Annotated in this window: 21 protein-coding genes; 6 read left to right on the top strand and 15 right to left on the bottom strand. The window is 62.3% G+C overall.

Going from position 1 to position 25,864, the window contains the following annotated elements:
• Positions 1 to 27: 27 nt before the first annotated feature.
• From sufU to VQ071_RS10745, 8 genes are all read right to left on the bottom strand, one after another.
• Positions 28 to 483 (bottom strand): Fe-S cluster assembly sulfur transfer protein SufU, encoded by a 456-nt coding sequence (gene sufU, locus VQ071_RS10780; protein ID WP_340514008.1) that lies wholly within the window; start codon positions 481 to 483, stop codon positions 28 to 30.
• Positions 480 to 1,697 carry a cysteine desulfurase gene (locus VQ071_RS10775; protein WP_340514007.1) on the bottom strand — a complete coding sequence of 406 codons (1,218 nt, stop codon included), beginning with the start codon at positions 1,695 to 1,697 and terminating at the stop codon, positions 480 to 482. The genes sufU and VQ071_RS10775 overlap by 4 nt, the downstream gene beginning before the upstream one ends.
• A gap of 1 nt (position 1,698) precedes the next feature.
• Positions 1,699 to 3,003, bottom strand: a complete 1,305-nt coding sequence (gene sufD / locus VQ071_RS10770) for a Fe-S cluster assembly protein SufD (RefSeq protein WP_340514006.1) — start codon at positions 3,001 to 3,003, stop codon at positions 1,699 to 1,701.
• Positions 3,004 to 3,027: 24 nt separating this feature from the next.
• Positions 3,028 to 3,807, bottom strand: a complete 780-nt coding sequence (sufC, locus tag VQ071_RS10765) for a Fe-S cluster assembly ATPase SufC (RefSeq protein WP_340514005.1) — start codon at positions 3,805 to 3,807, stop codon at positions 3,028 to 3,030.
• A 195-nt stretch (positions 3,808 to 4,002) separates the two neighbouring features.
• On the bottom strand, positions 4,003 to 4,575 hold the full coding sequence (locus VQ071_RS10760; protein WP_340514004.1) for a DUF1802 family protein: 573 nt from the start codon (positions 4,573 to 4,575) through the stop codon (positions 4,003 to 4,005).
• Positions 4,576 to 4,651: 76 nt separating this feature from the next.
• The gene (locus VQ071_RS10755) at positions 4,652 to 5,968 is read right to left on the bottom strand and encodes a DUF4179 domain-containing protein (RefSeq protein ID WP_340514003.1); all 1,317 of its coding nucleotides are present in this window, start codon (positions 5,966 to 5,968) and stop codon (positions 4,652 to 4,654) included.
• Positions 5,955 to 6,500, bottom strand: coding sequence for a sigma-70 family RNA polymerase sigma factor (locus VQ071_RS10750; protein ID WP_340514002.1), 546 nt, complete (start codon positions 6,498 to 6,500; stop codon positions 5,955 to 5,957). Before VQ071_RS10750 ends, VQ071_RS10755 begins: the two co-directional genes overlap by 14 nt.
• A gap of 90 nt (positions 6,501 to 6,590) precedes the next feature.
• A complete protein-coding gene (locus tag VQ071_RS10745) occupies positions 6,591 to 8,009 on the bottom strand; it encodes an NAD-dependent malic enzyme (protein ID WP_340514001.1) in 1,419 nt (472 codons plus the stop codon).
• A gap of 230 nt (positions 8,010 to 8,239) precedes the next feature.
• Between VQ071_RS10745 and mtnK the strand changes: the two genes are divergently transcribed.
• Complete coding sequence (mtnK, locus tag VQ071_RS10740; RefSeq protein WP_340514000.1) at positions 8,240 to 9,454, top strand: S-methyl-5-thioribose kinase; 1,215 nt, start codon at positions 8,240 to 8,242, stop codon at positions 9,452 to 9,454.
• A 37-nt stretch (positions 9,455 to 9,491) separates the two neighbouring features.
• Positions 9,492 to 10,571, top strand: coding sequence for an S-methyl-5-thioribose-1-phosphate isomerase (gene mtnA, locus VQ071_RS10735; RefSeq protein ID WP_445293282.1), 1,080 nt, complete (start codon positions 9,492 to 9,494; stop codon positions 10,569 to 10,571).
• Positions 10,572 to 10,640: 69 nt separating this feature from the next.
• Here mtnA and VQ071_RS10730 read toward each other — a convergent pair whose 3' ends face one another.
• The 3 genes from VQ071_RS10730 to VQ071_RS10720 form a co-directional block, all read right to left on the bottom strand.
• Positions 10,641 to 11,219 carry a TetR/AcrR family transcriptional regulator gene (locus tag VQ071_RS10730; RefSeq protein WP_340513999.1) on the bottom strand — a complete coding sequence of 193 codons (579 nt, stop codon included), beginning with the start codon at positions 11,217 to 11,219 and terminating at the stop codon, positions 10,641 to 10,643.
• Complete coding sequence (locus tag VQ071_RS10725; RefSeq protein ID WP_340513998.1) at positions 11,216 to 12,727, bottom strand: cellulase family glycosylhydrolase; 1,512 nt, start codon at positions 12,725 to 12,727, stop codon at positions 11,216 to 11,218. The genes VQ071_RS10730 and VQ071_RS10725 overlap by 4 nt, the downstream gene beginning before the upstream one ends.
• Positions 12,728 to 13,428: 701 nt before the next feature.
• The gene (locus VQ071_RS10720; protein ID WP_340513997.1) at positions 13,429 to 13,752 is read right to left on the bottom strand and encodes a YunC family protein; all 324 of its coding nucleotides are present in this window, start codon (positions 13,750 to 13,752) and stop codon (positions 13,429 to 13,431) included.
• A 190-nt stretch (positions 13,753 to 13,942) separates the two neighbouring features.
• Between VQ071_RS10720 and VQ071_RS10715 the strand changes: the two genes are divergently transcribed.
• Entirely contained in the window at positions 13,943 to 14,365 is a 423-nt protein-coding gene (locus VQ071_RS10715) for a hypothetical protein (RefSeq protein WP_340513996.1), read from the top strand.
• 50 nt (positions 14,366 to 14,415) lie between these two features.
• On the opposite strand, the gene VQ071_RS10710 is transcribed toward VQ071_RS10715, so the two are convergent.
• The 4 genes from VQ071_RS10710 to VQ071_RS10695 form a co-directional block, all read right to left on the bottom strand.
• Entirely contained in the window at positions 14,416 to 16,242 is a 1,827-nt protein-coding gene (locus tag VQ071_RS10710) for a putative bifunctional diguanylate cyclase/phosphodiesterase (protein WP_340513995.1), read from the bottom strand.
• A gap of 141 nt (positions 16,243 to 16,383) precedes the next feature.
• Positions 16,384 to 16,767 carry a DUF423 domain-containing protein gene (locus VQ071_RS10705; protein WP_340513994.1) on the bottom strand — a complete coding sequence of 128 codons (384 nt, stop codon included), beginning with the start codon at positions 16,765 to 16,767 and terminating at the stop codon, positions 16,384 to 16,386.
• Between the two features lie 55 nt (positions 16,768 to 16,822).
• Positions 16,823 to 19,336 (bottom strand): type IA DNA topoisomerase, encoded by a 2,514-nt coding sequence (locus VQ071_RS10700; RefSeq protein WP_340513993.1) that lies wholly within the window; start codon positions 19,334 to 19,336, stop codon positions 16,823 to 16,825.
• A gap of 188 nt (positions 19,337 to 19,524) precedes the next feature.
• Positions 19,525 to 20,778, bottom strand: a complete 1,254-nt coding sequence (locus VQ071_RS10695) for an S-layer homology domain-containing protein (protein WP_340513992.1) — start codon at positions 20,776 to 20,778, stop codon at positions 19,525 to 19,527.
• A gap of 193 nt (positions 20,779 to 20,971) precedes the next feature.
• On the opposite strand from VQ071_RS10695, the gene VQ071_RS10690 reads away from it, so the two are divergent.
• From VQ071_RS10690 to VQ071_RS10680, 3 genes are read left to right on the top strand one after another with little or no spacing between them, the layout of a single operon-like run.
• On the top strand, positions 20,972 to 22,609 hold the full coding sequence (locus tag VQ071_RS10690) for a response regulator transcription factor (protein ID WP_340513991.1): 1,638 nt from the start codon (positions 20,972 to 20,974) through the stop codon (positions 22,607 to 22,609).
• Position 22,610: 1 nt separating this feature from the next.
• Positions 22,611 to 24,398 carry a sensor histidine kinase gene (locus VQ071_RS10685; protein WP_340513990.1) on the top strand — a complete coding sequence of 596 codons (1,788 nt, stop codon included), beginning with the start codon at positions 22,611 to 22,613 and terminating at the stop codon, positions 24,396 to 24,398.
• A 31-nt stretch (positions 24,399 to 24,429) separates the two neighbouring features.
• The gene (locus tag VQ071_RS10680) at positions 24,430 to 25,419 is read left to right on the top strand and encodes a substrate-binding domain-containing protein (protein ID WP_340513989.1); all 990 of its coding nucleotides are present in this window, start codon (positions 24,430 to 24,432) and stop codon (positions 25,417 to 25,419) included.
• The last annotated feature ends 445 nt before the right edge of the window (positions 25,420 to 25,864 follow it).

Below are 25,864 nucleotides of genomic sequence, written 5' to 3'. Positions count from 1 at the left end.
TGATCTTGCTGTATGTGCAACTCAAGCTTACTGCTCGACGTTTTCTTCGACCTTGCCCTGCCCGTCATGCTCGACGCCCTTGCGCAGCGCGTTCCAGGCAAGCGTGGCGCACTTGATGCGCGCCGGGAACTTGCCGACGCCGGACAATGCGTCGATATCCTCGTACTCCTCGAACTCGACCTGTTCGCCCTTCATCAGCGACGAGAACTTGCCGGCTAGCGCCAGCGCCTCCTCGGTCGACTTGCCCTTGACCGCGTCCGTCATCATCGAGGCGGAGGACATGCTGATCGAGCAGCCCTCGCCGGTGAAGCGCGCGTTCTTGACGACGCCGTCCTCGATGTGCAGCTGCAGCGAGATGCGGTCGCCGCAGGTCGGGTTGTTCAGGTTGACGGTGACGGATTCGTCGTCCAGCGTCCCGCGGTTGCGCGGGTTTTTGTAGTGATCCATGATGACGCGGCGGTATAAATCGTCCAACTGGCTCATAACTGGAAAAACTCCTTTGTCTTGACCAGCGCGTCCACCAGCCGGTCGACGTCTTCTTCGGTGTTGTACAGGTAAAAGCTCGCTCTCGCCGTCGCGCTCACCTTGAGCCAGCGCATGAGCGGCTGACAGCAGTGATGGCCCGCGCGGATGGCGATGCCCTCGGTGTCGAGTACGGTCGCCACGTCATGCGGATGCACGTCGCCCAGGTTGAACGTGACGAGCCCGGAGCGGCTGCCGCGCGGGCCGTAGATCGAGATCCCCTCGATCTCCGACAAGCGGCCGTACGCGTACCTGGACAGCTCCCTGCCGTGGCGGTCGATCTCGTCGAGTCCGATCGACTCCAGGAAGTCGATCGCCGCGCCGAGCCCGACCGCGCCGGCGATGATCGGCGTGCCGCCCTCGAACTTCCAGGGCAGCTCCTTCCACGACGAATCGTACAGATCGACGAAGTCGATCATCTCGCCGCCGAATTCGACCGGCTCCATCTTCTCGAGCAGCGCCGTCTTGCCGTAGAGCGCGCCGATGCCGGTCGGACCGCACATCTTGTGGCCGGAGAACGCATAGAAATCTACGTCGAGCTCCCGCACGTCGACCTTCATATGCGGCGAGCTCTGCGCGCCGTCGACGACCATGACCGCGCCGTGCCTGTGTGCGATCTCGGCGATCTGCTTGACCGGATGAACCGTGCCCATCACGTTGGACACATAGGCGATCGATACGATCCGGGTGCGCTCGGTAATCGTCGCCTCGACGTCCGCGAGCGTCAGCGTGCCGTCCTCCTGGAGCGGAATAAACTTCAGCGTCGCCCCCGTCGCCTTGGCGGCCTGCTGCCAGGGAATCAGGTTGCTGTGATGCTCGGACTGCGTGACGACGATCTCGTCGCCCTCGCGCAGCTGCTGCCGGGCATAGCCGCCGGCCACCATATTGAGGCCGGTCGTCGTGCCCCGCGTAAAAATGATCTCGCGCGTCGAAGCGGCGTTCAGGAACCGTGCGACCTTTTCCCGGGCACCCTCGTAGGCGTCGGTCGCGCGCGAGCCGAGCGTGTGCACGCCGCGGTGAACGTTGGCGTTGTCGTGCTCGTAATACCGCTTCACCGCTTCGATGACGCTGCGGGGCTTCTGCGAGGTCGCGGCGTTGTCGAGATAGACGAGCGGGTGCCCGTTGATCTCCTGATCCAGAATCGGGAATTCGCTTCTTAAAGCGCGAGCGTCCATATTAGCCCAACTTCCTCTCTAACGTGCGCTGCAGCTGCTCGCGGACGCTCTCCAGCGGAATCTCGGATACGACCGGATCGAGGAAGCCGTAGATGATCAGGCGCTCCGCTTCCGTCTTGGAGATGCCGCGCGACATCAGATAGTGCACCTGCTCCGCATTGACCTGGCCTACGCTCGCCGCGTGGCCGGCTTTGACGTCGTCTTCGTCGATCAGCAGGATCGGGTTCGCGTCGCCGCGCGCCTTCGGGCTCAGCATGAGCACCTTCTCGGTCTGCTGGCCGTTGGCGCGGGTCGCGCCCTTCTCGATCTTGGTCACGCCGTTGATGACGGCGGTGCCTTCTTCCTTCATGACGGCGCGCGTGATCATGTCGCTCTCCGTGGAGAGCCCGAAGTGCACGGCGCCCGTCGTCAGGCTCATGCGCTGCTTGCCGGTGCCGACGGTGATGATCTTGGCGTCCGACGTGGAGCCGTTGCCCTTCAGGATCGTCTTGGTGTCGGACAGGATGTTGCCGTCCTGCAGCTCGCCGACGATCCATTCGATGCGCGCGTCCTGATCCAGCACGGCGCGGCGGTAGGAGATATCGACCGCGCTCGTCTCAAGGCTGTGCACGGCCGCATAGCGGACCTGGCTGCCGGCCTTGGCGAACACTTCGACGGCTCCGTTCAGCACGAGCGGAGCGCCGCCGTCGCCGAGCGCCGTCGACGTGTTCTCGACGATCGTCACGCGGCTGTTGGCATCGGCGACGACGAGCACATGCGGCGCGAACGTCGCTTCGGCGTCGTCGGCGAACAGCAGCGCCTGGATCGGCTCGTCGATCTCGATGCCGCGCGGCACGTACAGGAAGACGCCGCCGTTCCACAGCGCCGCGTGCAGCGCCGCGAGCTTGTGCTCATCCGGCGTGTACGCCGTCATCAGATGCTGACGCAGCAGTTCCTCGTGGCTGCGCGCGGCCTCCTCGAGGCTCGTCAGCACGACGCCCTTGGCCTTCAGCTCATCGGACAGATGCGTGTAGACGACGGAGGAGTTGTGCTGCACGATCAGCGCGGAGCCGGCTTCGGCGGGCAGCAGCTTGGCGAGCGCTTCGGGCAGCTGCGCGGTCGATTCGACTGCGGCGCCCGGACGGTCCGAGCCGTATACGTCCAGCGGCCAGCGCTGAATCGGGGTCTTCTCCGGCTTGGGCAATTCGAGCTTGGATGCCAGCTCGCCGGCATTCTCGCGCCAGGCGACGAGCCAGGCGGGTTCGTTCTTGCTGCGGGCGATGCCCGCAGCGGCTTCGCGGCCAAAAGAGGCGGTCGGCGTACTCATCGTTGTATGACCTCCCTTATCCTCTTAGGCTTGGCCGACCGTCTCGTCGACGATGCCCAGTTCTTCTTTGATCCATTCGTAGCCTTCGGCTTCGAGACGCTCGGCCAGCTCGGGACCGCCCGACTTGACGATGCGTCCCTGCATCATGACGTGGACGTGATCAGGCTTGATATAGTTCAGCAGGCGCTGATAGTGGGTGATGATCAGGAAGCTGCGATCTTCGGAACGCATCGCGTTGACGCCTGCGGCGACGATCTTCAGCGCATCGATATCGAGGCCCGAATCGATCTCGTCGAGAATGACGAGCTTCGGCTCGAGCAGCATCATCTGCAGGATCTCGTTGCGCTTCTTTTCCCCGCCGGAGAAGCCTTCGTTCAAGTAGCGGTGCATGAACTCGGGGTTCATCTCCAGCTCCTTCATCTTCGCTTCCATCTGGCGGACGAACTTGATCAGGGAGATCTCGTTGCCTTCGCCGCGACGCGCGTTGATCGCGCTGCGCAGGAAGTCGGCATTGGTCACGCCCGTGATCTCGCTCGGGTATTGCATCGCCAGGAACAAGCCCGCCAGCGCGCGCTCGTCGACGCCCATCTCCAGCACGTCTTCGCCGTTCAGCAGCACCTGGCCTTCGGTTACTTCATATTTAGGATGGCCCATGATCGAGGAGGCAAGCGTACTCTTGCCTGTGCCGTTCGGGCCCATGATCGCGTGCACTTCGCCGGCTTTGATCGTCAGATCGAAGCCCTTCAAAATTTCCTTGCCTTCGATTTCCGACTTCAAGCCCTTGATTTCGAACAGATTGGACATTGTTTTCCCTCCAGGATATACGGACGCCAAGTGGGGATGACCCCTTCTCAAGCAACCTGCGGTCGCCACTTAAGATCCATTTCTTATTTATAACTATTCTAAAGTGATTCTCAGTGATTCTCAACCACCATTTTATGAAAATGTCATGAAAAATGCAAACCGGGTCAAGCCTTGACAGGGCCGACCCGAGCCTGATTATGAGGCGGACAGCGCCTCCCGGACGGCCTGGACCTGCGCCTCGAACGCTGCGTCGTCAAGCGCCGGACGCGCGCCCGCGGTCGAGATCGCCTCCTCCAGCCGTATCCAGGATTTGCAGCCGCCGTACCGCTCGCTGTCCGGAATGACCGCCGGCTGCTCCATCACGTACACGCGCAACAGGAGCACATGCAGCGGCTTCGTTTTTTTCCACTTCAACCGTTCCTCGGCATAATGCTCCGTCCACAGATGATAGGGTGCGAGCTTCGCGAGCGTCTCGCTGTCCGTCACCTCGATATCCTCTGCCACCCGTGCGAACGAACTGACAGTCACTTGGTGCGGCGTCTCGCCGGACGCGGCGATCGTATCGGCGACGCTCGGACTCGCCTCCGGCTTGATCAGATGCTCCCGCTGATGCTCGTAGGACGGGAACAGAAAAAACGAATCGCTCTCCAGCCGGAACTCCTTCGTCTCCTCCGCGATGCCGCCCTTGCGCAGCACCATAATCTGCTTGCCCGCCTCCAGCGCCTTGATCGCCACCGCCCACTCGCGCAGCGCTATCTGCTCCACCATGCGCAACTCGCCTCCTGTCGAATTCTGCTCTCCCTATTATAGCATGCGGGAGTCGGAAGCCAAGGAAGGCGGCGGATCAGCGGGGAATGTCGACGACAGTCTCAAGTCCGGGATAAAGGAAAGGCACTGTCGGCTGCGTCACAAACGTCAAGGGTGCGCCCGGGTCCAGCGGGCCGAGTGTCCGCGTGCGCTCCGCCAAACCGGGCATCTCCTCGATCTGAGGCATCCACGGCAGGTACACCCCTTTCTCGTCGAGTACGCCGAAGTTGAGCTGGTCGCCGGGATTGGAGCCGACCGTCCGGTAACGAATGACGGTTCGGTCCGCCAAGTACCGGACGTCGCTGATCTCGATATATCCCGCCTCGCCTTGCGGCAGCTTCAGCGGATGCGCCTTCGTCGGCGCCTCGGTCATGACGGTCCTGATCTCCCGATCATGATTTTTCCAATAATTCGGGTCGATATACGCCACCTTGATCGTTAGCTGCCGCGCGTCCTTGGGCACAGCTTGCGCATAGACCGGATATTCCGCCGCTTCCCCGCCTGAAGTGCTGATCGGTGCGAACATTCGCAGAATCCTGTCCTTGTCATCCACTAATTGAAGGATCGCCAAGTACTTCGACGGGCTCGTCTGTCCCGATGAGAAGGTGTATTTGAATTTAAATCGCGTAGAAAGGGGAGTGAACGTCATGTCGCCGATTTCCAGCAATCCCTCGCTGTTGTAGACACGTTTATTCGAATCCAAGGTGCTTGCGGTCCGATCCATCTTGACCGGCAGCTTGAAGCTCCAGGCCCCGAATGCGCCCGTCAGCTTCGTAAACGATATGTCCAATTTAAATTCAGGCGGGCGATAGGACGTCATCGGTACGAGAAGCGTTCCTTCGTAAATATTCGGCTTCGTTAATTTACCTGTACCGATCGGAAAGAACGTATTCGCATCCCGCATGCTGATGATCTCCATCCCGTCGGCTCTCATGACCAGCGAGGAGGTGCCCGTCTGCCAATCGATCGGATGCTGCGAGCGAATCCGGTAGTCGACCGCCAGGATGAGTCCGTCGTACTTCACCTGCTCGATCGTCAGCTTGATCCCGTGATCCGTGACACTCATCGCCTTGCCCTCGCCGCGCAGCGCGGCCCCGACGACGGACAGCCTGTTCAATCCGTCCGCCACCCACGGCAAGCGCGCCGCCATCGTCAGCGCCAGCACGATCAAGACAAGGGAAGCCGCCACATAGCCGAAGCGCCTGCGCCGGGCCAGCCGCTGCATGCCGCGTCGGTCCGGCAGCGACTGCAGCGTCTCTTCGATCCTCGACAGGACGAGCGGCGGCGCCTCTGCGCCGGCTCGACGCTCCTGTCCCGCCAGGCGCAGCATGTCGTTCATATCAGCAGCGTTCATAGCCGACATCCCCCTCCTCATCGCCTTCGCCAAGCCAGGCGGCGAGCTGCTTCCTGGCCCGGTGAAGACGCGACTTGACCGTACCCGCCGGCACCTCCGTCAGCTCCGCGATGCGCTCGAGCGGCAGATCGGCCCAATAGTGCAGCCGGACCGTTGTCTGCAGCGGCTCCTCAAGCCGCTCTACCGCAGCCTGCAAATCCAGGTCCGGCATCCGCTGCGGGCGTCCCGCCTCCCCTTCGTAGGCTTGCGGGAGCGCGACCGGCAGCACGCGCCGCTTGATCCGCCCGCATTCGCGAATGAGTATCCGCATGCACCAAGTCTTGAAAAAGGCAGGCTCGCGCAGCTTGCCCATGCCGCGGTAAGCCTGCAAAATCGCCTCTTGTATCGCGTCCGCGCAGTCGGCGTCGCTGTGCAGAAGCGTCCGCGCCATGCGGTACATCTCCCCGCTCATCGCCCTGACCAGTCGGGCGAACGCCTCCCGATCGCCGTCTGCGGCGAGCCGCACGTCGGTATCCCAAGCCAGCTCCGTCATGTCGTTTCCCCTGCCTCCCGGTCTCTCTGTACCGTTAGAGGTCGCATTCCGCCGTTCGGTTCACGATTTCCGGCAAAAAAAAGGCGGATGCTACTCCGTCCGCTCCATCGCTTCCTCCTCGCGCTGCCGGCCGCGTCGGGCGACCTTGTCCGCATAGGCCGCTTCGATGACAGCCTTCTTCACGTTGTCCACGACGGCGCTGTTGAACACGCTGGGCACGATGTACTCGCTGCTCAGCTGCTCGTCCGTGACGACGGCGGCGATCGCCTTGGCGGCGGCCAGCTTCATGCCCTCCGTGATGCGGGACGCGCGGCAGTCGAGCGCTCCGCGGAATATGCCCGGGAAGCACAGCACGTTGTTGATCTGGTTCGGATAATCGCTGCGACCGGTCCCGATGACGGCGGCGATGCCCTGGATCAGCTCGGGACGGATCTCCGGCTCCGGATTCGCCATCGCGAATACGATCGGATCGGCTGCCATCGACCGGACCTGGTCCGCCTGGAGCACGCCGGGGCCGGAGACGCCGATGAAGACGTCCGCGCCCGCGAGCGCCTCGGTCAGCCCGCCCCGGCGGCCCTCCGGATTCGTATGCTGCGCGCACCATTGCCAGGCCGGGTTCGCATATTCGCGATCGCCGGTCAGGATGCCTTCCCGGTCGACGGCGATGACGGTCGGCACGCCGGCGGAATGGAGCATGCGCACGATCGACATGCCGGCCGCTCCGATGCCGCAGACGACGACGCGCAGCGATTCCATGCGCTTGCCCACGATCTTGAGCGCGTTCATGAGCGCGGCGATGAGCACGACAGCCGTGCCGTGCTGGTCGTCGTGGAATACAGGAATATCGAGCAGCTCCTGCAGCCGCCGCTCGATCTCGAAGCAGCGCGGCGAGGAGATGTCCTCGAGGTTGATGCCGCCGAATCCGGGCGCCATGCTGCGCACGATCTCGACGATCGCGTCTGCGTCCTGCGTGTCGAGGCAGATCGGGAACGCATCGACGTCCGCCAGCTCCTTGAACAGCATCGCCTTGCCCTCCATCACCGGCATGGCGGCGGCAGGGCCGATATTGCCGAGCCCGAGCACGGCGCTGCCGTCGCTGACGACGGCAACCGTGTTGCGCTTGATCGTCAGCGAGAATGCGGAGGCGGGGTCGTCGTGAATCGCCATGCACACCTTGGCGACGCCGGGCGTGTATACGCGCGACAGGTCGTCCCGCGTGCGGATCTTGATGCGCGGCGCGACCTCGAGCTTGCCGCCCAGATGCAGCAGCAGCGTCTGGTCGGAGATGTTGACGATGCGCACGCCGTCGACGCCGCGGATGGCGGCGGCGATCGCATCCTCGCCCGCGTCGCTGCGAATCGTCAGGTCGCGAATGCTCTTCTGGCCGGGACGGATGACGTCGATCGCGACGATATCGCCGCCCGCCGCGCCGACCGCCGTGGCGATCGAGCCGAATACCGCGCGGTCCGTGTCCATTTCCAGTCGTACGATCAGATTGGAGCCGTTCATGAAGAATCCCTCCTGTTAATATCCAGCTTGACCTAAACATAACACGACCGCCAGGCGAGCTCCAAGCGGCGGTCATCCAGCTTCTGTTCGGGCGCTTATTCTTCCCTTATAATAGTAACCGGATCAAGACGGTCAGCATTCGCCATGCAGCGCGAATTGTTCTATACTGACATGTAGATCGTCCGCCCTGCGGCGGACAAGCCGCGTCTATTACCGGAGGTGCCCTGTTCATGAGTAACTATCATCCGCTGAGCGAAGCGGAAGCGATCGAGATTGCCCGCACATTTACGGAAGTATTCCCGAGCGGAGAGCAGCTCGTCTCGCGCGAGATCGGAGACGGCAACCTGAATCTCGTGTTCCATATCACGCAGCCCGCCACCGGACGCAGCCTTATCGTCAAGCAGGCGCTGCCCTATGCCAAGGTCATCGGCGAATCGTGGCCGCTCAGCCTGGACCGGGCCCGGATCGAGGGAGAATCGCTGATCAAGCAGGGCGAGCTGGCTCCGGGTCTCGTGCCGGTCGTATACCGCTCCGACGCCGAGATGGCGATCACCGTCATGGAAGACTTGAGCGATCATGTCATTATGCGCAGAGGCTTGATCGAGGGCGGCACCTATCCGGACTTCGCGGAGCATCTCGCCGAATTCCTGTCCCGCACGCTGTTCTTCACGTCCGATCTGGGCATGAACCAGCAGGACAAGAAGGTGCTGCTCGGCCGCTTCATCAATCCCGACCTGTGCAAGATTACAGAGGACTTCATCTTCAGCTTCCCGTATTACGATGCGGAATCCAACAATATCGAGGCGCATCTGCGCGATGCGGCCGAGTCGGTATGGCGCGATCAGGAGCTGCTGCTCGAGGCCGCCAAGCTTCGCGAGAAATTCCTGACTCAGGCGCAGGCGCTGCTGCACGGCGATCTGCACACGGGCAGCATCTTCGTCACGCCGCAGTCGACCAAGGTCATCGACCCCGAGTTCGCCTACTACGGTCCGATGGGCTTCGATATCGGCGCGCCGATCGCGAACCTGCTGCTGAACTATGCCTCGCAGGAGCACTGGAGCGCGGACGAGGCCTCGCGCCGCGATCGCAGAGCCTACCTGCTCGAGACGATCACCGAGCTGTGGACGCGGTTCGACCGCAAGTTCCGCGCGCTCTGGGAGGTGCACGGCACGGACCGCCTCCTGGGCTCGCCCGGCTACCGGGACGACTACATGCTGCGGCTGCTCCAGGATACGATCGGCTTCGCCGGCGCCAAGGCGCTCCGCCGCGTATACGGTCTGGCCCAGGTCGCCGACATCGCGACGATCCCGGATCGCGCGGCCCGCGAGCGCGCCCAGCGTCTCGCGCTGAATATCGCCCGCAATCTGATCGTCTCCGGCCGGCACGCGTCGTCGATCGAGGATCTCATCAAGATCGCAGAGACTGCGACGAGCGGACGCAGCTGACAGCGGGAATTTACTTCAATGTGAGGAGTTGGATCGATTGAACGACAATCACAACACGGCGGCGCCGCTGCAGGGCGTACTGGAGCCGCTCCGCTGGAACGAAGGCGTGCTGGAGCTGCTGGATCAGCGGCAGCTGCCCGAGCATATCGTATATCTGAAGCTGACCACCGCCCAGGAGGTATGGGACGCGATCCGGGAGCTGGCCGTCCGCGGCGCGCCGGCGATCGGCATCGCCGCCGCCTTCGGCGTCGTGCTCGGCGTGCAGCACTTCCCCGGTCCGCCGACCGCGCTGGCGGACGAGGTGCTCCGCCACGCCGCGCATCTGGCGACGTCCAGGCCGACGGCCGTGAACCTGTTCTGGGCGCTCGATCGCATGAAGGAGCGCGCCAAGGCGCTGGCCGTCACCGGGATCACGACGCGCGAAGCCGTCGATGCGCTGCTCGATGAGGCCAAGCAGATTCAAGCCAAGGATATCGAGACGAATCGCCGGATCGGCGAGCATGCGCTGACGCTGTTCAAGGACGGCATGGGCGTGCTCACCCACTGCAACGCCGGCGGCCTAGCCACCTCGAAGTACGGCACGGCGCTCGCGCCGTTCTATCTGGCGCTGGAGCAGGGCGTGACGCTCAAAGTGTATGCGGACGAGACCCGTCCCGTCCTGCAGGGCGCGCGGCTGACCGCATTCGAGCTGCAGCAGGCCGGCGTCGACGTCACCCTGATCACCGACAACATGGCGGCCCATGTCATGTCCAAGGGCTGGGTACAGGCCGTCATCGTCGGCACGGACCGGGTAGCGGCGAACGGCGACGTGGCGAACAAGATCGGCACGTACGGGGTAGCTGTGCTCGCCAAGGCGCACAACATTCCGTTCTATGTCGCCTGCCCGCTGTCCACGATCGACCTCGCCACGCCGACCGGCGACGCCATCCCGATCGAGGAGCGGCATCCCGACGAGGTCACGCTTGGCTTCGGCAAGCGAACGGCGCCCGAAGGCGTCAAAGTTTACAACCCCGCGTTCGACGTGACGCCGGGCGAGCTCGTATCCGCCATCATCACGGAGAAGGGCATCGTCACCGCGCCGTATAAGAGCGGACTCCGCAGGCTGTTCGACGAATAGCATCACATGCGTTGAGCCCCGCTCATGAAAACGGGATGAAGGAGGCCAGGCCTCCTTCATCCCGTTTTTTTAATTGGCGCCACCGGCCAGCAGAGGACCGACAATAAATCGCTCCACCGTCCGATCCAGTTCCTCGCGCGTATACAGCCCTTTGTTGTTGCTGTAGTGCAAACATATTTTCTCCAGCAGTCCGATGATTCCGACGGCGGCCAGATCATGCGGAAGCGGATCGAGCCATTGCTCCTCGGTGCCTTGTCTCAGCACGGAGGCGATAAAATCGACGTATGCCCGCCTCTTCGTCTCGATCCGCGCCAGCACGTCCGCTTCGATGCCGTTCGACAGCTCGTTGGAGATGAGATGGACAAGCGGGCTGTATTCGAGGAAGAGCTCGACCTGCTTGCGAACGATGATCCGCATCTGCTCCCCGACCGGCGTATCATCCTCCAGCGCTTCTTGAATCGTATCCGTCATCTGTGCGAACCCGTCTACGACCAACGTCTCGAACAGCTCCGCTTTTCCTTTGAAATGATAATAGAGCGTTCCCTTCGCGACGTCCGCTTCCCGCGCGATATCGTCCATGCTGGTGCGGTGGTAGCCCATTTCGGAAAAAAGCTTCATCGCAGCCGCAGCTACTTTTTGTTTGCTCAATCGCGTTCGCCCCTGTTCCTGCCGATAATCGCAAGACTGCGCGGTCCGTCTGCCGTCGGCGGTATCTCCAGAAGACCCGCGTCGGATCCTTCAATCTTAAGTATCTTAAACGAATCGGCGGGCGGCGACAAGAACACGGACTCGCGCCGGATATGCCGGATGTCCGGCAAGTAGATCTGCGTCGGCTGTCCGATGCGGGCGTCCTCGTCCCAGCTCATCTGAAAGGAACCGAACAGCGGCTCATAGCGATATTGCAGCAGCCGGCCGGCGACGGCCGCCGGGTAGCCGCGGCACACCCCGACGAACGACGAATGCCGGTCCATGGCCGGCGTATAGTCCCAGTAGGTGTCCCCGCACAGCAGCCGCTCCATAAGGCGCTGTATATGTACGGCGGCATGCCCCGAATCTTGCGAGCCGTAGTACGCCCCCCACTCTCCGACCAACATCGGCATGTCGAGCCGATCGCGCGTCCCCTCGTGACAGTCGAAGATGAACGTCACCCGCCCGTCGTTCGCCGCGAATGCGCTGTCCGTATCCGTGACGATGTCGTAAGCATGCGGAGCATAAATCTGGTTCGCATCCCGCTTGCCGGCGGCATCCGTCACCGGCTCGATCGCGCTCGGCATGCCCATGTTCGAGAAATAATCGGCCTCCAGGAACAGGATGCCGCTCGGGTCGGATTCGCGGATGGCCGATGCGGCCTTGCGGTACATCTGCGACAGCATGGACCGGTCGAATCGCTGCAGGGACGGCGCCATGGCCTGGGCGACCCGCCCAAGAACGGCCGGATCCTCGAGCCAGCGTGTCGCCGCTTCGTTCGCGCTCGGATCGAGCCAGGCGGCTTGCAGCTCGGCAACGGAAAGCGGGGGCTCTCCCGTACGCTCTTCGACAATCCGCGCATACTCGGCGAACATCGCTTCGGTCGCCGCAATCGCGTCCGATCCGGGGAACGGCTCGTTCATCAGATCGTATCCGATCACGTTCGACTCTCCCCCCAGCTTCTCCGCCACATAACGCCAGGCCGCGACGTAGCGGTCCTGAATGCCGATGCAGCCCGGACCAACCTCGTTGTTCCAGAAGTGGTCGAACGCTTTCTGCACGGCACCGCTGAACAGATAGCCGTCGCTCCACTTTTCCGAGGCCGCGAACGTCTCCCCAGCCGTCACAGTCGCCCACGCCGGAGCGCCGTCGCCGAATGAGGAGCTGTACAGATCCTGATGCATGTCGAGAAATACGCGCAATTCGTGCTTGGCGGCCAGGCGGATCAATCGTCGCAGCTCTTCCACGTACGACTCGGCGTACGATCCCGGCTCAGGCTCCAAGCCGTCCCAGATGATACCCAGCCGGACGACGTTCATCCCCCAGCGCCTCAGCTTGGCAAAATCCCCGTCTCCCCAATCGCCGATATACGCGCGACTCTTGTCCTTGCACACCATATTGACGCCATGAAGCAAAACTTCCCTACCCGCCGAATCGATCAAACGCTTGCCCTGAACGTGGATTCGCATTGTTAATCGCCCCTTTTTTGTACTGACCAGTCAGTTCAAATGTTAGAGAGAATCTGCGAATCTGTCAACATTAACAAGGATGCCGCAGCATGAGCAAACAACTGCAGCCATCGGGGCCTAAGCTAAAATAAGGATGCCGCACATCGTTATCCCGGGCCACAGTCCGATTTTCGAGCAAATAAGAATGCCGCACATCGTTATCCCGGGTCACAGTCCGATCTTCGAGCAAATAAGGATGCCGCACATCGTTATCCCGGGCCACAGTCCGATTTTCGAGCAAATAAGAATGCCGCACATCGTTATTCCGGGCCACAGTCCGATCTTCGAGCAAATAAGGATGCCGCACATCGTTATCCCGGGCCACAGTCCGATTTTCGAGCAAATAAGGATGTCGCACATCGTTATTCCAGGCCACAGGCCGATTTTCGAGCAAATAAGAATGCCGCACATCGTTATCCCGGGCCACAGTCCGATTTTCGAGCAAATAAGGATGCCGCACATCGTTATCCCAGGTCACGGTCCGATTTTCGAGCAAATAAGAATGCCGCACATCGTTATCCCGGGCCACAGGCCGATCTTCGAGCAAATAAGGATGTCGCACATCGTTATCCCGGGTCTCGCCCACAACATATTGAAAAAAGCCTGTGACCTGCGGCTCCATGGGGGAGCTCGCAATATCACAGGCTATACAGGGGCGACGATCAGGGGCGGCTCGCGGACATCGCCGCCATCCGTGCAACGGCTGCGCGCCCTTGCATGCCGGGCACGATGCCGGCGCGCTCGGCTTCATGCGTGACCGATTCGAGCGGCGCGTCCAGCAGCTGCTCCAGCGTCTTGACGCCGACGGCTCTGCCGGCCAGAATGCCTCTGTCCTTCAGCTTGTCGTTCAGCAGCCCGACGTCCAGCGCGCCGCACATGATGTATCCGTCGCCGGCCGTCACGGCGAGGAGCGTCGTCTTCGGGAGCAGCACCTCGACGCCCAGCGCCGTATATCCGTCAATATCGATCGGTACGAGCTTCATCACCTTGATCACCTCCAGCGGACATGGGGTGGCAAGCAACAGGACTCCCAAGTACAACATATGCGCCCTGTGACCTATACGGCTATAGACTAGTACCTAAATAAATACTATGGATACCGCATCATTCATGATATATTATTCCTATTAAAGCAATGCGTCAGATATACAGCTACAAGTAGATAGGAGGCATCTTATGACTAAAGCTTCAGGAAGCAGCCCAGAACAATCCTATCTATTCTCTGTGGAGATCATGGTCCGCGGCCATACCAATGGAGAAGCGCTGGAAAAGCTGCTGAAGCCGTTGAACGCCGCAGGCTATGCCGACTTCCGCATTCAATCCGGCATCGCGCTCGGCGATGCGATTCAGAAGGAACTGGCCGCAGCGAAGTCCAAGCATCAGGTGCTCACCGATGCGCTGGACGCCCGAATTCGCAACTATATCAAGACCTCCCGCCTGATCCGCGTCACGGTGAACAAGCCCAAAGGCGAGAAGTTCAGCGTGCCGTGCCGGGTTGTGAATTTTGATCCGGACAATGAGCTGCTGACCGTCTATCATGTGGACGAGAAGAGCGTGTACTCCTTCCGGCTGAACGAGATCGACGACTTTGCGGAATAACGGTCGGCAACCGTGCAAGCGCTACAACAACGACGACAACGCCGCAGCCCCTAGAGGGCTGCGGCGTTGTCGTCGTTGCCGGACAGCGTCAGACCGTGGCCGCGCTGCAGCAGCAGTCCGACCTCCTCGGCCGGGAGCGGCGGACTCCCATAGTAGCCCTGCATCTCGTCGCAGGCATGCTGCTGAAGGAACAGCACCTGGGCCTCGGTCTCGACGCCTTCAGCGATGACGCCGATCTGCAGATTGTGCGCCATGGCGATAATCGCGGCCACAATCGCCCGGTCGTTCGGATCCTGATGAATATCTCTGACGAACGAGCGGTCGATTTTCAAATAATCGATAGGCAGTCTTTTAAGATAGTTGAACGAGCTGTAGCCCGTCCCGAAGTCGTCCACGCTGATGCCGACCCCCAGATCGCTGAGCGACTCCAGAATGGTCGTGGCGCGTTCGACATCCATCGCGATGCTCTCCGTAATCTCCAGCTTGAGATAGGCGGGCGCAAGCTTCGTCTCGTCGAGAATCTCGGCGATCCGGCCGACCAGATTGGGCTGCGCGAACTGCCTGATCGACAGATTGACGGCGATCGGGTAGGCGGGCAGGCCGGCACGCTGCCAAGCCCGGTTCTGCCGGCAAGCCTCGAGCAGCACCCAATCCCCGAGCTCGACAATCAGCCCGCTCTCCTCGGCCGCGGCGATGAACTGGGAAGGAGGCACCAAGCCACGCTCCGGATGCTGCCATCTGACCAGCGCCTCGAAGCCGACCAGCGCGCCGCTGCGAAGATCGTATTGAGGCTGATAATACAGCAGGAACTGCTGGCGGCCGATCGCTTCCATCAGCTCATGCTGCAGCGTCAGCTTGTTGAGCGCCGTGTTCTCGAAGGATGCGTCGTAAAGAAGACAGCCGTTGCGGCCGTTTTCCTTCAACCTGTGGAGCGCCGTATCCGCCCGCTTGAGCAGCGCATCCGCGTCGGCGCCTTCCCCGTCCCATGTCGCGAGACCGACGCTGATCGTCACATGAAGCGTGACGCCGCCGAGTTCGAACGGCGCTTCGAATTGCTTCATCAAACCTCTGATCTGCACCAGCGCCTCGTCGTCGTGCTCGAAGTCCGCGAACAGTCCGATAAACTCGTCGCCCTCGGCGCGTGCGATGTTCTCCGTATCGGGGAACCATCTGGTCAGTCGCTCCGCAATCTGGAGCAGCAGCATATCGCCGTAGTCCCGTCCGTAGGAGGCATTGACGAGCTTGAACCGGTCGATGTCCATATACCAGACGGCGGTACGGCTCCCGGTCCGCGCCGCGGCTGCGAGCCGTTCGCCCAGACGATTCATGAAGTAGCGGCGGTTCGGCAACCCTGTCATATCGTCGTAATAGGCCATATAGCGGATGCGCTCTATCGAGCGCTTGTGATCGCTATTGTCCTGCGTGAATACGGCGATCCCCGCGACGACGCCTCCGCGCAGGTAAGGGCTCGTCTCGACATGCGCTTCGATGGCGGCGCCGTCCGCGCGCAGCAGCTTGATATCCGCCGAGCAGTGCTCCCCGCCCAGCGTCCGCGCGAAGATGTCGGCGGCTTGACCGGCGGAATCCGTATGCATGATCTCGCGAAAGTGAAGGCCGAACACCTGCTCGGCCCTCGTCCCGAGCAGAGGGAGCAGCTGCCTGCTGATGCTCTCGACGATGCCGCTGCGGTTGATGATCGTCAGCGAGATGGGGCTCTGCTCCAGCAGGTTCATCCAATCGGCCTGAACGGCATCGGCAATCGCCCGCGCGCGCAGCCGCTCCCGGCGCAGCAGCCCGTACCCGACAGCCCAGGCGATAAGCACCACACCTGTGCATATGGCGAACGTGAGCGCTGCTGCATGGTTCCAATGGTTCATTACGCGGCCCCTTTCGCATGGAAGATGGTACGTGAGTGGCTTGCTATAAGTATTATTATAGTGCAAACCTACCATTCGCACATCATTATTCCAAATGAGAGCGTGCCAAACGTCAAAAAAGACGGCAAGAGCCGTCTTGGGTCATGATGCGCGGCCGCCTCTGAACGCTGCCAAGGCCAGGCATGTCCAGCCTGCCAGGAACGCTACGCCGCCGAGCGGGGTGATCGCGCCCAGCCAATCTATGCCGCTGAGCGCCAGTATATACAGACTGCCTGAGAAAATCACCGTGCCGATAAGCAGCAATCTGGCCGACCAGCGCGTCAGCTTGGCCGACGGCAGCCGATCGGACAGCAGCGCGATCAGCAAGATGCCGAGGCCGTGGTACATCTGATAGCGCACGCCGGTCTCGAAGACTTCCAGGTAATGATCCGACAGCGTGTCCTTGAGCCCATGCGCGCCGAACGCGCCGAAGGCGACGGCAAGACCGGCGATGACTGCGCCGATGCCGGCATATTTGGTTTGCATAATAAATTCCCTCCGTATGATTAAAGTCGATGGAACGAGCGGGGACGGCTGCGCGTCACGGCTCGATCCTGAGCTTGCCGGTCGAGACGTCCTCCAGCACGATCCGCGCCTCGCGCGGACTGCCGGCTTCGTCCTGAAGACGAAGCGGCGGCGTGCGGCCCGCGCGGATCAGCTCGGCGACCAGCCGGTCGTCCAGCGTCGCCCCGTAGCTGTCCCGCCAGATAACGAAGCCGCAGCCGGATTTGTATTCGCTGCAGCCGTAGCCTTTGCGGCCCATGAAGATCGAACCGGCGCAGCCGGGCCGCGGGCACTTGGCGATCGTGGCCGGCCTCGGCGGCGCGGCGGCCGAGACCGCAGCGCCCGGCGCCGTGCGCGTGCCGCCGGCACGGCCCGGCCCGGCCGCAGGCGCCGCTGCGGGCGCTGCGGAACCGTTCGCAGCGGCGCCTGCGGCGCGCCTCGAACGTCCCGCTCCGGCTCCTGCAGCGTCCGCCGCCTGCGCCCGCTTGGCGCCCGCGCGCTTGCCCGTTCCCCGGGCCGCGGCCGCGGATTCGCCGCCGCCCGCCGCCGTCGCCGCGCGCTTGCCGCTGCCGCGCCGGCCTTCGGCGTCCTCGCCCGCGCCGGACGCTGCGCCGCCCTTGGCCCGCCCGCGTCCGCGCGCTGCCGCCGGCTCCGGCCGCGCGAACGCCTCCTTCGCCGCCGGCGGCTGGACGCGCACCTTGTCGACGATCAGGCGCGTGAACTTCTGCACGTTGGCCATGAACACATCGGCCGACGCTTGTCCGCGCGAGATCTCGGCGAGCCGCCGCTCCCACTGCCCCGTCATCTCCGGCGAGGCCAGCAGCTCGACCCCCGCACCGCGAATCAGCCGGATCGCCGAGCGGCCCTTTGGCGTGATGACGATGCGCTTGCCCTGCATCTCCACGTAGCCGACCTGCTTCAGCCGCTCGATCGTCGCCGCGCGGGTGGCCGGCGTGCCGAGGCCAGAGTCCTTCATCGCGTCGCGCAGCTCCTCGTCCTCGATCTGCTTGCCCGCGCTCTCCATCGCCTTCAGCAGCGTGCCCTCGGTGTACGGCTTGGGCGGCTGCGTCTCCTTTTCCTTGGCCTCGGATTCGACGCACTGCACCGGCGCCTCCGCCTGCAGCGAGAAGTCCCCGCTCGTCTCCACCTCTTCGCCGCGCCCCTCCTCGGCGTCATCATCCTTGCCGGACGCGGGCGCATCCGCCTTGCCCTTCTTCGCGCCGCCTCCAGATGCGGTGCCGCCGCCGGACGCGTCGTCGTACACGACCTTCCAGCCCTTGGCGATCATCTGCTTGACGGTCGTCTTGAACGTCTCGCCCGCTACCTCCGTGAGCACCGTGTGCACCTTGAACTCCGCCGGCGGATAGAAGTGCGAGACGAAGCGCCGCACGATCATATCGTACAGCTTGCGCTCGTCGGGCGCGAGCGCCCCCGCCTTCTTGGCCGTCGGCATGATCGCATGGTGGTCCTCGACCTTGGCCGGGTTGCAGACGCCGCGATTGCCCGTATGGACAAGCCGCTTGCTGCCGCCGGCCGCGATCGCTTCGTATTCCGTGCCGCGCAGCGCATCCAGCGCCTTGTGCATCTCGGGAATATTCTCGTTGTTCACATAGTTCGAGTTGGTTCTCGGGTACGTAATGACCTTGTGCTTCTCGTACAGCGCCTGCGCGACGTCAAGCGTCTTCTTGGCGGAAAAGCCGAGCTTGCCGTTGGCCTCGCGCTGCAGCAAGGTCAGATCGTACAGTCGCCACGGATACTCCTTCGTATCCTTCACCTCGTAGCTCGCGAGCCGGCCTTCCTTTCCCCGAACCTTGTCCGCAATCGCCTTCGCCTTGTCCGCATCCGTAATGCGGTCGCCCTGCCACAAGCCCCGGTACTCGGTCTCGCCCTGGACGAACTGCGCGGACACCTCGTAGAACTTGAGCGAGTCGAACGCTTCGATCGTGACCTGGCGGTCGTAAATGAGCGCGAGCACCGGCGTCTGCACCCGGCCCACGGACAGCAGCTCGTTGTGCCGTGTCGTGAAGGCGCGCGAGCCGTTCATGCCGATCAGCCAATCCGCCTCGCTGCGCGCCCGCGCCGCCCGCGTGAGATTGTCGTATTCGGCCCCTTCCTTGAGCTCCGCAAACCCTTTGCGGATCGTCTCGGCCGTCAGGTCGGAGATCCACAGCCGCTTGACCGGCTGGGACAATCCGAGATGGCGCTGGATCAAGGAAAAAATATGCTGGCCCTCTCGCCCCGCGTCGCATGCGTTGACGAGCCGGTCGCAGCGCTTGGCAAGGTCGCGGATCGTCTCCAGCTGGTCCTTGGTCCGGGGATTGGGCAGCAGCTTGAAGTGCTCCGGGATGATCGGCAGATCGCCGAGCCGCCACTTCTTGTACTTGTCGTCGTACAGGTCGGGCTCGGCCAGCCCGATCAGGTGACCTATCGCCCAGGTGATAATATATTGCTCTCCCTCAAGATAGGCGCGTCTGTTCTGAGCCTTCGGCTCGATGACGGCGGCGATATTGCGGCCCATGTCAGGCTTCTCCGCGATGACCAGCGTCTTCAACTGCGCTCTTCCTCTCTATCGCAAAATGAACCCCCGGCTGACAGAGGGCCGTCGGCCGGGGGCGTTCTTCGCCACGATAACGCTTGCTACAGAAATCATACCACGCCTGCGCGGATTCGCGCCAGAGGACGATTAGCCGGCCTGACGGAACGCACGGCCTCGGCAAGCCGACAAGCGTTCCAACGCGGTTACTTCGGCATCACAATCTCCATCTGCACCGACTGAACGTATCCGTTGACGCGCAGCAGCGCGCCTCCGATCGTCTTCTGATACGATACCGCCTTGCCCGCTCTTCGCGCTTCGATCGCGGATACGAATTCGGCGTTAGCCGCTTTGGCGGCGGCAGGGTCGTCGTAGATCAGATTCAGCGCCAGCCGAATCCCGGGACCCGCCCGGCCGAGCTTCTTCTTGTCGATGGCTGCGCTCAGGTAAAACGATCCGTCCGACGCGCTATAGCTCCAATCGAAATAAACGTCGTCGCTGCCGATATCGTCGATCAACATCGTTTTCCTGAACGTCTTCTCCTTCAGATCTTCGTTCTCGTAGTATGACAGCGTCCCCGCGGCAGCGTCCGTCGTGCCGGGATAGTCTTGCTGGCGCTCGCGCAGCGCGTCGTACACCTTCTTCATCCGCCAGCTGTCGAAGACGAACACAAGGTCGTCATACCCGGGCAGCGGCACGAGCGAGACCGGATGCGCGGACAGATCGACCTGCGGCGCGGCCCGCAGGCTCGCATCCGCGAGCAGCAGGCAGATCTTGGCCGCCTCGGCCCGGGTAATGAACGACTTCGGATGAAAATAGCCTGCCGCGTCGCCGTTCATGATGCCGAGCACGGCGACGTCGCCGACGTACTCTGCAAGATACCCGTCGGCCTTGCCAAAGTCCTTCAGCAGCTGCGGCCCGGCAATCATCGCATACGCCCGAATGACATGCGTGTGAAAATAGGAATCGAGCCCTGCCAATATGCGAGCGGCCCGTTCTCGTGTAATCGGCTTGTCGTAGCTGCCTTTGAACTCGTCTCCGAGGACGATGCCGAGATTGCGCGCCGTATTGACGTAATGCTCGTACCAAGGCTTGCCTTGCTCGAAGCTGTCCGTCCCTTCGCTTAGCCGCATCCGGTTCCACCATGGCACGAGGGCCAGCTGCGAATCGCTCCACCAGGGAAACCCGGCTTCGTCGTCCGTCAGCGACATGAGCGTCATCTTGATGAATTGCGCGGCCGTGACCGGGTCGCCCGGCTTAAAGCTGCCGTCCGGCATGCCGGACAAATAGCCCTTCGCGGCGCCTGCGAGGATCGGCGCGTATGCCCAGTGCGTCTTGGGGACATCGCGGAACGCCGCGGGCGCAGACCCCTGATCGCCTTCGGCGCCGGCAGCGGATGCGACTGCCGCGAACAGGACGGCGATGCTCGCCGCTCCCGAAGCCCATGCTTTTTTTCTCAAACGATTGCACTCCTCCGTTTTAACTTCAGGTTCGCCTCCTTGTATCATCGGCTTCGTTCCGTCGCAATTGAATGCCGTCGTCTTCGCCGCAACACGGCATGCCATAGTAAATATTTACGGCAAAAAATATCCCATCTCCGCCAAGACTTCGATTATGATGAGAGCGAGGATAACGCGTAAGGAGAGGTCAGGCATGTACAAGGTCATCCTCGTCGACGACGAGGCCGTCGTCCGCGACGGCTTGAAAAATACGATCGATTGGGCAAAGCACGGCTTCGAGCTCGTCGGCGACTATGCGAGCGGGCGCGAAGCCTGGGATGCGATCGGCGAAGCGAGGCCCGACCTGGTCATCTCCGACATCAGCATGCCCTTCATGGACGGTCTCGAGCTGACGGGACTTATCGCCGCGAATTACCCTTATATCAAAGTGCTGATCCTGACGGGCTACGATCAGTTCGAATACGCGCAGCAGGCCATCCGGCTCAAGGTGTCCGACTTCATCCTGAAGCCGATCACGGCGGCGGAGATCCGGGAGCTGCTGGACAAGGTGCGCCGGGAGATGGACCTGGAGACCGAGCGGCGGGAGGATCTCAGCCGCCTGCGCAGCCAGCTGAACCAGAGCCTGCCGCTGCTGCGGGAGCGGTTCCTCGAGCGTCTCGTCGCGCTCGGCCTGTCCCGGCCCGAGATCGACGAGCGATTCGCTTACTTCGGCCTCCCTGCCGCCACGGGGCCGTATCTGGTTATGGCTGCGGACATCGACGACTTCGGAGATCGCGATACGCATTACAGCGACGCGCACGACGCCGAGTTTCTGCGGTTCGCCGCGTTTAATATTTTCGAAGAGACGGTCCAGAACAGAAGCGACGTCCTGCTGTTCCGCACGCGGGAGGAACGCATGGTCGCGATTCTGTACGGGCATGAGGACGAGAGCAGCTTGTACGAGCAGGCATTCGGCATCGCCGAGGAGCTCCGGCATCATGTGGACAAGTTCCTGAAGTTCACGCTGACCGTCGGCGTCGGGAGGTGCTGCGCCTCGGCGGAGCAGCTGCCGCTGTCCTACCGCGGCGCGCTGTCCGCGCTGGACTACCGTTTCCTGCTGGGCAAGAATCGCGTGCTCGGCATCGCCGACCTCGAGGGCGAGACGGCAGCGGCGCCGCCGCAGGACGGGTGGCGCCGTCTGGCCGCTTCGGTACGGACTGGCTCCGCCGACGAGGCCCATGCCTTGATTGAGGACACCGTGCGCGAGCTCAAGACGTCGCGGCTGCCGATCGAGGCTTGTTTTCTCCACATGCAGAAGCTCGTGCTCACGCTGATGGACGCCGCGCAGGAGATGGGCATATCCGACGAATCCGGCGAATCCGGCGGGCAGGCGGCCTGGCCGCCTTGGCTGACAGACATCTACAGCTTCAAGACGCTCGACGAGATCGAGATATGGCTCAAGAGCATCGTCGTCGCCATGGCCGATGCGGCCGCGAGCAGCCGCAACCGGTACAGCCGCGAGCAGATCGCCAAAGCAACCGATTATATCGAGGCCCACTACGCCAGCGACAAGCTGACCTTGCAGGAGATATGCCGCCACGTCCTGATGAGCACGAGCTACTTCAGCCAGATGTTCAAGCAGCATACGGGCGAGACGTTTGTGGAGTATCTGACGCGCGTGCGGGTGGACAAGGCCAAGACGCTGCTGCGGACGACGGCGCTCAAGTTTTACGAGATCGCGGGACAGGTCGGGTATGCGGACCCGAACTACTTCAGCCTGCTGTTCAAAAAGCATACGGGACTGACGCCCCGGGACTACCGCGACCGGTCGGCCGGAGAGGAGCCGCGCTGACATGGTTCGCAAATTCAGGACGTTCCTGCCGGTATTTCCGCTCAAGAGCATCCAGTCGAGCATCGCGGTCGCCTTCTCCTGCCTGATCCTGGTGACGATCGCCGTCACGACCTTGATCAGCTATCGGCTGTCCGCCGGCGCCGTCCGGTACAACTCCGAGAACTATATCGAGGAGATCATCAAGCAGGTCAACACGAATATCCAATCGTACGTGGACAATATGGAGAACATCTCGCTGCTCGCCATGACGAGCAAGGATGTCAAATATTACATTACGAGCGACAGCTTCATAACCGAGGAAGAGCGCAGGCCGTACGAAAAACGCATCTCGGATCTGTTCCAATCGATCCTGTACACGCGCGGCGACATCGCCTCGATCATGGTGTTCGGCTACAATGGGCGATACGTCAGCGACCGGCGCATCACTACGCTCAATCCGAACGCGCCGCCCGAGCGGCAATCGTGGTATATCGGCGCGCAGCAGGCGGGCGGCAAGTCCGTCATCTCGGCGCCGCATGTGCAGAACATCATCCGCAACGAATACCGGTGGGTCGTGTCGCTCTCCCGCGAGCTCAAAAATACGGACGGGATTACGGCCGACGGCATCTTTCTCGTGGACCTGAACTTAAGCGTCGTGAGCGACCTGTGCAGGCAGATCGATCTCGGCAAAAAGGGATACGTATTCATCGTCGATCCGGAAGGCAACATCGTCTATCATCCGCAGCAGCAGCTCATCTATAGCAATCTGCGGAGCGAACGGATCCAGGACGTCCTGCACGCGAAAAGCGGCACCTCCTTCGCCGTGAGCGACGAGGACGGCCGGCGCTTCTACTCGGTGCAGGATACGAATATCGGCTGGAAAATCGTCGGCGTCGCCTATGCGGGCGACTTGATCGGCTACAAGAGCACACTGCGCAATTCGCTGCTCATCTCTCTCCTCGGCATCGCGGTCGCGCTCCTGATCTCGGTCGCCCTCTCGCACCGCCTGTCGCGGCCGATCCGCAACCTGCAGCGCAGCATGCGGCTCGTGGAGAAAGGCAACTTCGAGGTCAAGGCGCCGGTCCAGCAGATGGACGAGATCGGGCAGCTCAGCCGCACGTTCAACATGATGGTCGGTCAAATTAAAAATTTGATGGACGAGGTGATCTCCACCCAGGAGAACAAGCGCAAAAGCGAGCTGGCCCTGCTGCAATCCCAGATCAACCCGCACTTCCTGTACAATACGCTGGATTCGATCGTCTGGATGGCCGAGCAGAAGCAGCATGAGGAGGTCGTGCTGATGACGTCGGCGCTCGCCCGACTGTTCCGCGCGAGCATCACGAAGGACCAGGAGCTCGTCCCGATCCGCGTGGAGCTGGAGCATATACGCAACTATATGCTGATTCAGAAGATGCGGTACGCCAGCCAGCTGACCTACCGGATCGAGTTCGAGGACGCCATCCTGCCCTACAGGACGCTCAAGATTTTGCTGCAGCCGTTCGTGGAGAACGCGATCTATCACGGCATCCGCAACAAGCCCGAGGGCGGCACGATCGTCATCCGGGGCAAGGAACAGGGCGATGCGATCGTATTCGAGGTCGAGGATGACGGGGTCGGCATGACGGACGAGGCGATCGAGAAAATATGGAGTCCCGTTCCTATGGATGCCGGCTTCGCCAAAGGAATCGGCATCGGCAATGTGAACGAGCGGATTCGCCTGTTCTTCGGTCCTTCGTATGGCATCTCGATCCGCAGCGAGCTGGAGGAAGGCACCTGCATCACCATTAAAATACCGAAGGTGAGCGGCTAGCTCGCTCATCGGCCGGGGAGACATCCGATTCATGCGCAATCATCGATATACCGTGGCGCTGACGCTGCTGCTGGCGGCAGTCGTCGTATGCGCCGGCCTCTATATCAAGCTCTATTACTCTACAGCGGGGGAGGACCGGTCCGTCCTCGTCATCCTCAAGTCCAGCAACGCGCGCTCGAGCTTCTGGCAGACCGTCAGCGCAGGCGCCGCGGCTGCGGCGAAGGAAGCGGGCGCCTCGATCGAGATCGAAGGTCCGCTGCAGGAGACTGACGCGGATACGCAGGTCCGCCTGCTCGAGGAGGCGCTCGCGCGCAAGCCGTCGGCCGTCGTGATCGCGCCCGTCGACGACGAGCGCGTCGCGACGGCGGTGCGCAAGCTGCGCGACGCCGACATCCGCGTCGTCGCCATCGACATGCCGCTGGCGACCGGCAAGGCGCCGGTGTCGGTGCTGAACAATCACCGCGAGGCCGGCAGGCAGGCGGGAGAGCTGGCCGCGCAGCTCGCGGACGGCGGCCATCCGAGCGTCGCGATCGTCAGCAACTTTGCGGGCTCGCGCGTGTCCGCCGAACGCGAAGCCGGCGTCAAGGAAGCGGTCGGCCAGTACGCCGGCGGGGCGACGCAGGTGTACTACAGCGAAGACTCGGAGGATCGGGCGTACGCGATCATGAAGGCGGTGCTCGGCATGCCGGAGCCGCCAGGCACGGTCGTCGCGCTGAACGAGATTGCGGCGCTCGGCGCCGCGCGCGCTATCGAGGAGGCCGGCGACCGGCGGATCAAGCTGATCGGCTTCGACAGCTCCGTCTACGAGATCCGGCTGCTCGAGGACGGCGTCATGAGCGCGCTCATCGTGCAGAAGCCGTTCAACATGGGCTATCTCGGCGTGAAGGCCGCCCTCCGGCGCACCGAGCCCAAGGGAGCGGACCGGGTCACGTACACGGACTCGATCGTCGTCACCAAGGCGAATATGTACACGCCGGAAAACCAGAAGCTGCTGTTCCCGTTCGACGGGGGCGGGAACTGATGCGGCTCGGGCTCCGCGCGGCCGGGTTCGCGTCAGATGCGCGGCGGAATCGGGCGAGAGCGCAGCGCGAGGCCGGATTTGGGCGGGATACACGGTAGAATCGTGTATCTGCGCCGCGCGAGGCCGGATTCGAGCGAGTTATACGGTAGAATCGTGTATCTGCGCTGCGCGGGGCCGGATTCGGGCGAGATACACGGTAGAATCGTGTAACAGTGTTGCTCAGGGGCGGAGCCGAGCGAGATGCACGGTAAAATCGTGTATCTGCGACTCTCGGAGCCCGGAATCGCCCGAGTTACACGGTAGAATCGTGTATATTCTCCTAGGCCCCCTAATCCAATTGGAGTCCCATCCCACAATGATTTAAACTGGGGATAAGGGAGATGATCGGGATGGGCGGTAAGAAGTGGAAAGAAGAAGTGCGCATTAGAATCGTCAAAGAAGCGCT

Source organism: Cohnella sp. 56, from assembly GCF_037963805.1.
Classification (GTDB): domain Bacteria; phylum Bacillota; class Bacilli; order Paenibacillales; family Paenibacillaceae; genus Cohnella.
Note: the sequence above shows the minus strand (reverse complement) of the source record. Positions and strands in the feature narration are given on the sequence as shown.